The 11,911-nt window shown below is 38.8% G+C and carries 13 protein-coding genes and 2 pseudogenes; 12 read left to right on the top strand and 3 right to left on the bottom strand.

Translation table 11 applies throughout. The features are described 5' to 3' along the window. Window positions 1–222 precede the first annotated feature (222 nt). The 7 genes from A6M13_RS13335 (at window position 223) to A6M13_RS13305 (ending at window position 6,071) form a co-directional block, all read left to right on the top strand. Window positions 223–606, top strand: a complete 384-nt coding sequence (locus A6M13_RS13335) for a PEP/pyruvate-binding domain-containing protein (RefSeq protein WP_066547324.1) — start codon at window positions 223–225, stop codon at window positions 604–606. A 125-nt stretch (window positions 607–731) separates the two neighbouring features. Continuing rightward, a complete protein-coding gene (locus tag A6M13_RS13330; protein WP_066547313.1) occupies window positions 732–1,781 on the top strand; it encodes an LLM class flavin-dependent oxidoreductase in 1,050 nt (349 codons plus the stop codon). A gap of 309 nt (window positions 1,782–2,090) precedes the next feature. Continuing rightward, entirely contained in the window at window positions 2,091–2,726 is a 636-nt protein-coding gene (locus A6M13_RS13325; RefSeq protein ID WP_066547311.1) for a hypothetical protein, read from the top strand. Window positions 2,727–2,834: 108 nt separating this feature from the next. Then, a complete protein-coding gene (locus tag A6M13_RS13320; protein ID WP_066547309.1) occupies window positions 2,835–3,254 on the top strand; it encodes a VOC family protein in 420 nt (139 codons plus the stop codon). A 76-nt stretch (window positions 3,255–3,330) separates the two neighbouring features. Next, window positions 3,331–5,022 (top strand): FAD-dependent oxidoreductase, encoded by a 1,692-nt coding sequence (locus A6M13_RS13315; RefSeq protein ID WP_066547304.1) that lies wholly within the window; start codon window positions 3,331–3,333, stop codon window positions 5,020–5,022. 396 nt (window positions 5,023–5,418) lie between these two features. Next, a complete protein-coding gene (locus A6M13_RS13310) occupies window positions 5,419–5,769 on the top strand; it encodes a rhodanese-like domain-containing protein (protein ID WP_066547303.1) in 351 nt (116 codons plus the stop codon). A gap of 5 nt (window positions 5,770–5,774) precedes the next feature. After that, entirely contained in the window at window positions 5,775–6,071 is a 297-nt protein-coding gene (locus A6M13_RS13305; protein ID WP_066547301.1) for a rhodanese-like domain-containing protein, read from the top strand. Between the two features lie 100 nt (window positions 6,072–6,171). Here A6M13_RS13305 and A6M13_RS13300 read toward each other — a convergent pair whose 3' ends face one another. Then, window positions 6,172–7,221 carry a GGDEF domain-containing protein gene (locus A6M13_RS13300; protein ID WP_066547298.1) on the bottom strand — a complete coding sequence of 350 codons (1,050 nt, stop codon included), beginning with the start codon at window positions 7,219–7,221 and terminating at the stop codon, window positions 6,172–6,174. 118 nt (window positions 7,222–7,339) lie between these two features. Continuing rightward, the gene (locus A6M13_RS13295; RefSeq protein ID WP_066547296.1) at window positions 7,340–8,242 is read right to left on the bottom strand and encodes a PhzF family phenazine biosynthesis protein; all 903 of its coding nucleotides are present in this window, start codon (window positions 8,240–8,242) and stop codon (window positions 7,340–7,342) included. Window positions 8,243–8,496: 254 nt separating this feature from the next. On the opposite strand from A6M13_RS13295, the pseudogene A6M13_RS16750 reads away from it, so the two are divergent. The 3 genes and pseudogenes from A6M13_RS16750 to A6M13_RS13285 form a co-directional block, all read left to right on the top strand. Further along, window positions 8,497–8,756, top strand: a pseudogene (locus A6M13_RS16750) (XylR N-terminal domain-containing protein); the annotation flags it as partial. An 880-nt stretch (window positions 8,757–9,636) separates the two neighbouring features. Further along, the gene (locus A6M13_RS16745; RefSeq protein ID WP_425393926.1) at window positions 9,637–9,825 is read left to right on the top strand and encodes a hypothetical protein; all 189 of its coding nucleotides are present in this window, start codon (window positions 9,637–9,639) and stop codon (window positions 9,823–9,825) included. Then, window positions 9,818–10,153, top strand: a complete 336-nt coding sequence (locus tag A6M13_RS13285; RefSeq protein WP_141680961.1) for a helix-turn-helix domain-containing protein — start codon at window positions 9,818–9,820, stop codon at window positions 10,151–10,153. The genes A6M13_RS16745 and A6M13_RS13285 overlap by 8 nt, the downstream gene beginning before the upstream one ends. A gap of 93 nt (window positions 10,154–10,246) precedes the next feature. On the opposite strand, the gene A6M13_RS13280 is transcribed toward A6M13_RS13285, so the two are convergent. Continuing rightward, window positions 10,247–10,768 carry a YfiT family bacillithiol transferase gene (locus A6M13_RS13280; protein ID WP_211270322.1) on the bottom strand — a complete coding sequence of 174 codons (522 nt, stop codon included), beginning with the start codon at window positions 10,766–10,768 and terminating at the stop codon, window positions 10,247–10,249. Window positions 10,769–11,043: 275 nt separating this feature from the next. On the opposite strand from A6M13_RS13280, the gene A6M13_RS13275 reads away from it, so the two are divergent. Both A6M13_RS13275 and A6M13_RS16740 read left to right on the top strand, forming a co-directional pair. Next, entirely contained in the window at window positions 11,044–11,697 is a 654-nt protein-coding gene (locus A6M13_RS13275; RefSeq protein ID WP_141680960.1) for a 4-hydroxyphenylacetate 3-hydroxylase N-terminal domain-containing protein, read from the top strand. Beyond that, window positions 11,658–11,852: pseudogene (locus A6M13_RS16740) on the top strand (4-hydroxy-2-oxovalerate aldolase); the annotation flags it as partial. The gene A6M13_RS13275 and the pseudogene A6M13_RS16740, both read left to right, overlap by 40 nt. Window positions 11,853–11,911: the final 59 nt, after the last annotated feature.

Raw genomic sequence — 11,911 nt, 5'->3', positions numbered from 1 at the left:
ATCTGTTATTAACATGGAAAATTAAAAAAATAATATTTAAACAAAAATATTTATTAATAGATATAATTACTTTCATAAATAACAAATTAAAGCAATCTAATAGGATAATTTTAATAATTATTTAACAAATTGTATTTGCAAAGTTTAACAAATTGAGATTTAATGAGGAAATTATATACCATTTTTTAGTTTAAGTTGATGTTTTTGGAAGGAGTTAATGTCGTGTTTACAATTTCTTTACAACAAGCACATACAGAACAGCCAATGGAGATTGGCTCGAAAGCATTGCATTTATCACATCTGTATGAACAGGGAGTTCAAATTCCAACAGGTTTTGTGATTAAGGCACAAACATTAGTAGAATTCATGACAACCTACCAATTTGATTGGCAAGATGCGGGCTTTTTAGAAGCATTTTTAGCTGCGCCACTGCCAATAAATATGGCAGAAGAAATAATAGCTGCGTATCATCAGCTAAAGTATGAAACAGGAGATGAGGCACTATCAGTTGCGGTGCGTTCATCGTCATCGGCAGAAGATTTAGAGGATGCTTCCATTGCAGGTTGTTGTTCACCTGCAATGGAAATAAGCGAGGAAGTAGTATGAGAAATGTCGATATTTCTCGTGCCACTTTATCTTGTTTTGTATCATTCATATCCGATGACATTATTTGAAATTATCTCGAATTCGTGATATATTCATGCTAATCGTTGACAAGGAGGTTTTTTAGGATGGAAATTGGATTAACGACATTTGCTGAAACGACGCCGCATATTGGTACGGGGTATTTGCCAACGCATGCGGAGCGTTTACGAGAAATTGTTGAAGAAATTAAACTTGCCGATGCAGTGGGGCTCGATGTGTACGGTGTTGGTGAGCATCACCGAAAAGATTATGCGGCTTCAGCACCAGCTGTTGTCCTTGCAGCTGCTGCGATGCAAACGAAACACATTCGTTTAACGAGTGCAGTAACGGTACTGTCATCAGATGACCCAGTACGCGTTTACGAGGAGTTTGCGACGCTTGACGGATTAAGTAATGGTCGTGCAGAAATCATGGCAGGGCGTGGTTCATTTATCGAGTCATTCCCGTTGTTTGGTTACGATTTACAAGATTATGATGCGCTCTTTAACGAAAAATTAGACCTATTACTCAATATTCGTGACCATGAAATTGTCCATTCTCAAGGGAAATTCCGTCCATCTATTGAGGGGCGTGGCATTTACCCACGTCCGGTACAGGAAAAAATTCCAGTATGGATTGCAAGTGGCGGTACACCGCAATCGGCTATTCGTGCTGGACAATTAGGCTTACCATTAACGTTAGCCATTATCGGGGGAAGCCCGTTGTATTTTGCGCGCATGGTTGAACTTTATTATGAAGCAGCGGCGCAGGCAGGGCATGATTTAAATACATTGCAGGTGGCGTCACACTCACACGGTTTTATTGCCGATACAACGGAAGAAGCGATTGAAAAGTTTTTCCCACCCCTACAACGCTCGATGAATGGGATTGGCAAGGAGCGCGGTTGGGGCGAATATACGCATGAAACGTTTGATTTTGCAAGAAGTATTGACGGCGCTTTATATGTTGGCGATGTTGAAACCGTCGCAGAAAAGATTATTTTACTGCGCAAAGAAGTAGGCATTACACGTTTCATGTTGCATACACCGGTTGGCTCAATGCCACATGAAGATGTTATGAAATCGATTGAATTGTTGGGTACAAAAGTTGCCCCAATTGTTCGAAAAGAAATAGACCGCTGGGAAGCATTATTATAAGGCAAAAAAACGTAACGGGCGCAAGCATCCGCTACGTTTTTTTTCGACCTAATAATACAAGAAAAATAATTGGTAAGAGTGCAAGTAAAACGGTTGCTGCTGTCGCTAACGCCATTATCATTTCCATCACCTCAACTTATGTCTATTGTACCGAACTTCCAACAATTATGAGAACAAAACCTTTCAGACGTAAAGCTGTCACAATTTAATGAGCGCGTCCATTTGAACGCTCTAACAGAGTGAGCTATAATTGAGAACGAACTATTATGGGATCATAATGAAATATAACGAAGAAGGTAGGCAAGAAGCATGGGGCAAGTAAAAGCAAACCCAAAAAAATTATCCTCTAAAGGTAGCCGTGTTTTCGCGATTGGTATGGTCGTTTCAATTATTTTAATGGCGGCGGCTATTTTCATTGCAAAATGGCAAATGGATGATACAAAAGAGGTTGTAACAGCAGATTTAGAACAGCAGTACGGCGAACCATTTACAATTACATGGTCAAATTTAAATAAACGTCCATTATCAGGTGATTTCCAAGGAACAGTACAAGCTGATGAAACAGGTTATATTTACGAATTTATCGCAAAAGATTATAAAATGGACATCGATTATGAACAAGTAAATAAAGAGATGGCTGTCAATGATGATGTTGAAGCCGCTATTGAAGGTGGCCTTTCTGTTACAACATTTGATGGTGATACAGCAAACATTCGTGTGTTACTAGAAACAGTGAACGCGCCAGTAGATGACGCGGCAATGCAACAATTAGGTGAAGCATTAAAAGCTGAACATGGTCTTGCAACAGTAAATATTGATGTATACGAAATTGTGGACCGCGCATTTGAAGCAGCTGCACAACAATTAACAGTATTCCAACGTAGCTTAATTCCAGCAGATGCGTTTGAAACGTATGAGCCGGTTATTGAGAAATTTACATTTTAACTAAGCAACCTTTCCCGCTTATTGTGGGGAAGGTTTTTTATGATGTAGATAGGCATTCTGCGCATAATATCTGATTTATGTATACTGAAAATGAAAAGGGGAGATTATATGACACGAGGGTTGATTCATCATATCGAACTTTATGTGTCGAATGTAGAGCGTTCGACACGATTTTGGGGCTGGCTTTTAGAGTCACTAGGCTATGAACAGTATCAACAGTGGACGCAAGGGTGTAGTTGGAAGCTAGAGAATACGTATATTGTGTTTGTACAAGTAGAGGAGCGATTTTTACAGATTCCGTATCATCGAAGTCGTGTCGGGATGAACCATTTGGCATTTCATGCAGAATCGCGCGCACATGTCGATGAATTAACAAAGGCTTTACAAGAAAAGGGCGTATCGATTTTATATAAAGAGCGCCATCCATTTGCTGGTGGACCGCATCATTATGCTGTTTATTTTGAAGGCCCAGATCGTATAAAAGTAGAATTAGTCGCTCCAGGTGAGGAAGTATCGTGTTTTCAATAAAATTCAGTTGACCACATACCTTCAGGGGTATAATATTGAAGTGAATATTGTTAATTAAAAGAGGAGGCTTTTTAAGATGAAAAAAGTCGTTGTTATTGGTGGCGTAGCAGGTGGCGCATCTGCTGCTGCACGTATTCGTCGTTTAGATGAGCAAGCACAAATTGTAATGTTTGAGAGAGGGCCGCATGTATCATTCTCAAACTGTTCATTACCATTTTATTTAAGTGGCGTCGTAGCAGACAGTAAAAAGTTATTAATGATGACACCGGAATCGTTCGAAGTGAAGCATAATATTGATGCGCGTGTAAATAGTGAAGTCATTGCGATTAATCGTGAGGAAAAAACGGTAACTGTTCAGCATACACAAACAGGTGAGGTGACAACAGAATCATACGATAAGCTTGTGTTGTCACCAGGTGCAAGTCCGATTGTGCCGAATTTGCCGGGGACGGATTTACCGCATGTATTTACGGTGCGAAATGTTGTCGATATTGAGCGTTTGCATACAGCCATTGTAGAGCGTGACGCACAAAATATTGCGGTTATTGGCGGTGGCTTTATCGGTATCGAAGTAGCAGAAAATTTACGTTTAGCTGGTCGTAATGTTGCACTTGTTGAGTTTGCGCCACAAATTTTGACACCGTTTGATGAAGATATGGTACAAATTTTGCATAAGGAAATGGTTGATAAAGGTGTTGATCTAATTGTTGGAGATGGTTTAGCAAACATTACACCGACAACAATCGGGCTAAACTCAGGTACGGAAATTAACGCGGATATTGTCGTATTAGCGATTGGCGTGCGTCCGGAAACGATGCTTGCTGAAAAAGCAGGCTTAACAATTGGAGAAACAGGTGCGATTCACGTCAACCAAAACTATCAAACAAATGACCCGAATATTTATGCGGTCGGCGATGCGATTGAAGTGTATCACCGCTTAATGCATAAAAAAGTACGTCTGGCGTTAGCTGGGCCTGCGCAACGACAAGCGCGCGCAGTAGCGGACCATATGTATGGTATCCCTGTAACGAATAAAGGGGTTATTGGTTCATCAAGTATTCAAGTGTTTGATTACGCAGCGGCAGCGACGGGCTTAAATGAACGTACAGCGCAGCAACTTGGCTTACAAGTGGAAGCGGTGTATGTCATTGCACCGGATAAAGTCGGCTTAATGCCATCAAGTAATCCACTACACTTTAAATTAATATATGAAGTGCCGACTGGACGTGTATTAGGGGCACAAGCGATTGGAAAAGGTAATGCCGATAAACGTATTGATGTTATCGCAACACTCATTACGATGAACGGTACGATTGAGGATTTAAAAGAGCTTGAATTATCGTATTCACCAATGTTCTCAACAGCAAAAGACGTTGTGAATATCGCAGCACTTGTTGCGACAAACTTAATGGCAGGACGCTTTAAGCAAGTACGCGTGCATGAAGTACGTAGTTTAGTCGAGCAAGGCGCATATATACTTGATGTACGTGAACGTGCTGAATTTGCTCAAGGTGCGTTAAAAGGGGCGGTGAATATTCCGTTAGGCGAGTTGCGTGAGCGGATGGCAGAAGTGCCAAAAGATGTACCGGTTTATGTATCATGTCGTTCAGCGCAACGTAGTTACAATGCGGTGATGGCGTTAAATCATAACGGCTATACGAATGTGGCGAATGTATCAGGTTCATTTTTAGGGATTTGCTTATACGAATATTATCAAGATCAAGCACAACAGCGTGAGCCGATTATGACGCAATACAATTTTAAATAATCGATGGCAATAACGGTTATTTAAAATGTACAAGCTGAAGAAATAGAATGAATTGGTAAGGAACACTTGCAACAACTTGTAAAGAAATTATTGTAATGATGAAATAAAAAGACGTGTCTGGAAATTACTTTCGGGCACGTCTTTTTGCGAGAAAAATAATTGACATATACCTATAGGGGTAGTAGTATGGGGTTAGCATGTTAAAGAGGAGTTAAACAAGTTGAAAGCGTGCAATACGAGGCGAAAGTCACTGTGAATGCATCAATGCAACATAATTTGATGAATGAGGCGGTGGACTTACTGTTAAAAAGTCGCTAAGCTTTTATTTTTAGAGAAAATAATACCCTGATAGGTAAAAAAGAAAGGCATGAAGTCTCTTCATGATGTAGGTGACAGATGGAAACGTGGATTTTGATTGGTTTATTAATTGCATTTTTAATTTGGCGTATGATACCGACAAAAGGTATTAAAACGATTTCAACAGAGGAATTAAAAACAATCATCAATGATAAAGACAAAGTATTTATTGATGTACGTACAGCAGGAGAATACCGAGCACGTGGTTTACAGCAATTTAAAAATATGCCTCTTGGTTCGGATTTTTCGAAGTTACCGAACGATAAAGAAATTGTTGTTATTTGCCAAAGTGGTATGCGCTCCAAGCAAGCATGTGGCAAGTTAAAAAAACTAGGCTATACAAATATTACAAACGTTCGTGGTGGCATGAGCGCATATGAAGGAAGTTAAAACTGATGAAAACAATTACAACTGAACAATTACAACAAAAATTACAAGCAGGAGAAACATTGCATTTAATTGATGTACGTGAAGTCGATGAGGTAGCAGCAGGTCATATTCCAGGCATTACACATATTCCGCTTGGTTTATTAGAGTTCCGTATGCATGAATTAGATAAACAGACACCGTATATTATGATTTGTCGTTCAGGTGGTCGCAGTGGCCAAGCTACGCAATTTTTAGCGGCACATGGTTTCGATGTAACAAATATGGATGGCGGTATGTTGGCATGGGAAGGTAACGTTGAATAAGTAATAAATAGGTAGCTATTTAGCATAAGAAAAAGAGCATTTGTGAGATTATTCTCCAATGCTCTTTTTTACGTCTAAAAATAAAAAATAAGGATGTCGTTTAAGTCGTTTCAATATAATGTTCTGTTTCCGGCATTGCTGCATCATAATAGACAACGAGATTACGCCCGCTATTTTTGGCAATATAGAGCGCTTCATCAGCCCGTTTTAATAAACTTTTAGAGGAATCGCCTGCGGTTGATGTTGTGACACCAAAGCTCGATGTAATATGCTCCACATGTTGAAATGAGTGAAGGTCAATTTGCTGGCGTAGCGTTTTTGCAAGAGCTACAGCGTCTTGTAAAGGTCGTTGCCGTGCTACAATTAAAAATTCCTCGCCACCCCAGCGTCCAAAGTCATCACTTGGTGTTAATGCATTCGAGACAAGCACCGCAATCTCCTTTAATACTTGGTCGCCAACATCGTGACCGTACACATCATTAATTTTTTTGAAATGGTCAGTATCAAAATAAATAATCGAAAACGGTTGTTGATGCTCAAGTGCGTCATCAAGCCAATAATCGATGGAGCGTCGATTGCCGATATTTGTTAAGTAATCATAGTATGCATTTTTCACAAGCATGGCGGATCCGAGATACGCACTAACAATTGTACGGAAGAAAAACACAACGATAATATAAATAAGTGTACTAACGTAGTATTGAATAAAAATATCATGTGCACGCACAGTTCCAGCTAACGGCCATGTGAGTATCATGATCGCCCCGAGCATGGTAAGTGACATATAAAGTGCTTTATTACGTTCAAGTACGATAAACACTAGAATATAATAAATGGGTGACCAAAACATATAAACATTCAAATGGTCGACAGCGAGTTCTTGTGCCATCGTTTGTACACGAATTAACTGATACACACTTGTGAACAAAACACAAAAAATTTCTAAATAATAAACATATATTTTTTTATAAAAACCAATCCATAGTAACATTAATAATACGCAGATAGGTGGCACTGTGATTTCCATAAAGCGATTGATATTAGGTGATACAAGCCAATACAAAATATTGGTCATCATAAATAAAGGGATAATCAATAAATAAATAGAGCGTTTTAATTGATTATATTTATTTAACGCATATGTTTCCATCGCTTATTTTTCACCCCATTCGATTCAGAAATATGTAACAAAAGTAAGAATTTACATACTTTTGTTACATTATATCATTAATTTCGAATGTAGGAAAAACGAAATATTATATTTGTATTTATTTACATAAATTCGCTAGTTCAATTGTCCATTCTTTTACATAAACAGCTGTTCCGGTAATCTGAATAAGCATATTTTCGGGTGTTCGTTTCATATGTACGTAAACCCGACCATCCTTGCCGATTTCTTGTCCTTGTTCAACAGTAAGCGATAATGCCGATACATCTGGATTAATATAATTTGCGTAATAAGCACCCATCACACCAGACGCTGTTCCAGTAACGGCATCTTCAATCGTTCCTGAATAAGGGGATGAGAAATGGCGTGCATGCATATGAGCAGTATCGTCATAGGTTTCTAGACAAAATGGGTGAACGGATGCTTTTGGCATATCGGTAAGGATCGATGGAAATTGTGCATTTACAGGCGACATCCGTTGAAATGCTTCTAGCCCTTTAATTGGTACAAGTAATGTCCACACGCCCGTACTCCCGTAGACAATAGGAAGTGTATCGGCTATGTCCGTGTCATGTAAGCCAAGTGATTGTGCGAGTAGGGCAGTGTTGCCGTTAAATGATTCAAATTGAGGTGCGGCATGCTGCATCGTTATATAAATGCCATTAGTACGTTCTTCAATCGTTATTGGTAAAATGCCCGCATTTGTTTCAATTGTCAGTGTGGTCACATCATGTAAATAGCCACGTGTTTTCAATGCATAAATGGTTGCCATTGTCGCATGTCCACATAAATTCATTTCATGTCCAGGGGTAAAGAAGCGAATACGTAAATCTGCAACTGTTGAATGAACAGGGAAGGCGGTTTCATTAAAACCAACAGCCGTCGCAATTAGTTGCATGTCCGTATCTGTTAGTGTATCCCCATTTAACACAACGCCCGCAGGATTTCCTTTATGTGGTGTATTGGTAAAAGCATCATAATGATAAATGTGTATAGTTGTCATGAGATCCTCCTTTAATGTGCGTACGAAAAAACGTAGGATAAGACCTACGTTATCAGTAAGTATATATACGCAATCTGTAAAAAGATGTAGTTGATTTGAAAATATTTTGTAAATACATCATAATATCCGACATTTATATTTATAAAAATAAACAAGGTCACTAAAGAAAACGGCTTTCTCTGTATGTAAGCATCAAAATCATAGTACAATATCAATACGTAATAAACATTATCAGTGGCAAAGGGGATAGAAAAATGAAAGCAAACAAATTGGTGTTTGAGCATGTTGTAGATGTAAGCCCACGAAGCGGTATGATTAAATTAAACAACAAGAGAATGGTTCTTGCAGCAACAGAATCACTTGGTTTTTTACGTAAAGATTTGGTGCAAACATTAGGGGGGAACGCGCTAAATCAATTTTGATTCGTTACGGTATTTCGAATGGCTATAATGCAGCAAAAGCAATTATGCATGAATTTCCGTGGCGTACAAAAGAAGAATTAATTTTGGCAGGAACAGCATTACATACACTTGCAGGCCCTGTTATGGTAGAAGCAGAAAAAATGGAGTTGGATGAACAATCGTTGTATATGCGCGGTAGTTGGTATTATTCATATGAGTATGAGGAACACGTCAAACACTTAGGCTTTAGCGAAGAAACGGTTTGCTGGGAACTTATCGGCTATGTAAAAGGATATTTACGTGCTGTATATGGGAAAGATATTGTGGTCTACGAAGAATCATGTCGAGGTCGGAAAGATGCCAATTGTACATTCGTCGCGTGTTCACCACATTTAGCACCGCCGGAACAATTAAATGAACAACTTATGAATCGCTTATTAAAAGAAAAAAGCTTAAGAACACTATTAATGTTAATGTCGGAAGAATTAAATATTAGTATTGTAGCCGAACGGAGTATGATTCGACATCCGTTTGAACAAGTTATGTTGGATGATGCACATAATGCGGTTTATAAGCAATATAGCGAAGCAAAACGTATTGACGGCCATCTAGAAATTTTAAAGGTGCAAAGTAATCAAACCGTTTATGCGAAATTGATTTTAATTAGTGACACACCGATTCATCCAGTGACAAAGCAAATTGTGGAACGTAGCCTCCTAATCTTTGTATGGTATTTTAATGTGACATTACGCAATGCAACGCGAAATTGGCAACAGCAGGCAGAAGCATTTGAACTTTTATTACAACAGCAAAAATTAGAACATATTGATCCACAGCTATTTAGTATTAATTTTACTGAACCATTTCGAGTAGTTGTATTAAAGAGCGACGTAGCAGATGTATATGAACAGTACTTATCTTTAGAAAAGCATGTCAATGATCTATTTATTATGAAAAATGAGCTTATACTGTTAGTACAAGAAACGATTCATCGTGCTAGAGAAGTCGCAGAGCTTTGTGTGTACGATTTCGAGAAAGCGTTTCCAAAAAAATCAAGGTTATTTTGGCGTAGGAAGAACGGTACGCTCATTAGCGGATTTACGTACGAGTTATGAAGAGGCAGTGAAGCTTAGCAATTTCCTTGCACATTGTTCAAAAAAGCGTGTGCAAGTCGTTGATTGATTATGAGGAAATGCAGCATGTCCTCCTCTTTTTACAAAGGGCAGATCCTTCGCAACTGGTGTCTTATTATGAAACAGTTATCGGTGCATTAATAGATTATGACCAACGACAAGATGCCCAACTCCTTTATACATTACAAATCTATTTTGAGCATAATGGGAATTTGAATAAAACCGCAAAACAGTTAAATTTATCGTTACCAGGTTTACGCTATCGTATTGAAAAAATTGAGTCACTTATAAGTGTGGACATTAAAACAGGCGATGGGCGCTTCCAATGCCAATTAGCACTGCAATTTTATTATGCGGTACAGGCGATTCATTTTTAAAATAATTTGAGATAAAAAGAAAAATCCTCTAGCAACGACCACTGCTAAAGGATTTTTTTGTGCTTTTGGTGCTACGCCACATAGCGGACGCGTTTACCATTTCTGACGTTTTCGCAGCGCTTGAATATGGGCAACATGATGATTACCATGCCAAGCATACAGCCCAATATTTTTAGCGAGTGATACTGGACCATTTTCTGGATGGATAAATGACTTGTGCAAATCTTCCTCCGTTAAATTTCGCAGCACCGTTGTCCAGCGTAAGTGCAAGGTCGCTAATAATGACAAAGACACATCAATCGGAAGTTCTGCATCGGGTAGTACAGCCCACTTCGCCTCATCATATAGTTTAATTGTGGGTGCTTCCTCGGTTAATGCCAGTTTAAAGCGAATATAGGCGTTCATATGACTATCGGCAAGATGATGAACAACTTGGCGTACTGTCCAGCCACCTGGACGATAGGGTGTATTGAGTTGGACGTCTGTTAAATCGTTAACTGCTTCACGTAACACACGTGGCAAAGCTTCGATTTCATCAATCCATGTATGAATAACGTTTTGTGTTAATGCTCCTTCATAAGAAAACATCCCTAATGGATATTGTAAGTTCATGATGTTTCACTCCTTTTAAATTCAACACGTACTGATAGCTTATCATATGTGAGAAAGAGAGTCGTTAAAAATAGATGTATAAAAAATAATTGCTGTAAAAAACTATTTTTAACTATGTAATGCGGTTATTCTCTACTTTATAGTTTGTATAGTGAACGGAGAAAAGACTATACAAAAAATTAATTAACAGAAAATTCAGTTCTTTTTATAGTGAGTTTAACCAATACAACAGCAACTTGCTTGTGGGATGGGAACAATTGCGAAGGGGGCAAAGAAATATGGTAATGCAAAAAGAACAACAAGCACCGACAACAAAGCCATTAACAGGACAAGAGTATTTAGACAGCTTGCAAGATGACCGCGAAATTTGGTTGGACGGTGAAAAAGTCAAGGATGTTGCGAATCATCCGGCGTTTCGAAATTCCGCACGTTCAATTGCACGATTATACGATGCGCTACATGACCCGAAATATAAAGATGTTTTAACAACGGAAACCGATACAGGTAGCGGCGGTTACACATTCAAATATTTCAAAGCGTCAAAATCGGCACAAGATTTAATCGAATCTCGTGATGCGATTGCTGAATGGACAAAGCTTACATATGGCCAAATGGGACGTACACCGGATTATAAAGCATCGTTTTTAGCGACGCTAGGGGGCAATCCAGAGTACTATGCGCCATATTCTGAAAATGCAAAGTTCTGGTATAAGGAAGCACAAGAAAAGAACTGGTTTTTCAATCATGCGATTGTGAATCCACCAGTAGACCGTAATAAAGACGTACATGAAGTCGGGGATGTTTTCATTCGCGTTGAGAAAGAAACGGATAAAGGCTTAATTGTAAGCGGATCCAAAATGGTCGCAACAGGCTCAGCATTAACAAATTACAAATTACAGAAGCAGACGTCTCGAAACAACATATTCAACTAAGTCGAGAAATGGACTTGCAAACGGTTGGCTTTTTAATGATGGCACATATGGCACCAACAACTAAACTCGTGGAAGAAGCGAAAAAAATGGAGAGCTACGGTGCAGAAATTATTTACGTCACGGACTCAGCGGGCGCATTACTCCCGCATGAGGTAAATTACAACAATTTTATTCGAAGCGGAAAAACACCGCCAAGAAATTAAGAAGTTTGTAG

It is taken from the genome of Caryophanon tenue (assembly GCF_001700315.1).
Lineage (GTDB): Bacteria > Bacillota > Bacilli > Bacillales_A > Planococcaceae > Caryophanon > Caryophanon tenue.
The sequence above is the reverse complement of the archived record's forward strand: the minus strand, read 5'-3'. Positions and strand labels throughout refer to the sequence as shown.

Bases quoted from the DNA above. Each gene is read 5' to 3' on its own strand.
- A6M13_RS13305 (WP_066547301.1), top strand. From the start codon at position 5,775: ATGAAAACAATTACAACTGAACAATTACAACAAAAATTACAAGCAGGA.
- A6M13_RS13300 (WP_066547298.1), bottom strand. From the start codon at position 7,221: ATGGAAACATATGCGTTAAATAAATATAATCAATTAAAACGCTCTATT.
- A6M13_RS13275 (WP_141680960.1), top strand. From the start codon at position 11,044: ATGGTAATGCAAAAAGAACAACAAGCACCGACAACAAAGCCATTAACA.
- A6M13_RS13330 (WP_066547313.1), top strand. From the start codon at position 732: ATGGAAATTGGATTAACGACATTTGCTGAAACGACGCCGCATATTGGT.
- A6M13_RS13310 (WP_066547303.1), top strand. From the start codon at position 5,419: ATGGAAACGTGGATTTTGATTGGTTTATTAATTGCATTTTTAATTTGG.
- A6M13_RS13295 (WP_066547296.1), bottom strand. From the start codon at position 8,242: ATGACAACTATACACATTTATCATTATGATGCTTTTACCAATACACCA.
- A6M13_RS13320 (WP_066547309.1), top strand. From the start codon at position 2,835: ATGACACGAGGGTTGATTCATCATATCGAACTTTATGTGTCGAATGTA.
- A6M13_RS13325 (WP_066547311.1), top strand. From the start codon at position 2,091: ATGGGGCAAGTAAAAGCAAACCCAAAAAAATTATCCTCTAAAGGTAGC.
- A6M13_RS13315 (WP_066547304.1), top strand. From the start codon at position 3,331: ATGAAAAAAGTCGTTGTTATTGGTGGCGTAGCAGGTGGCGCATCTGCT.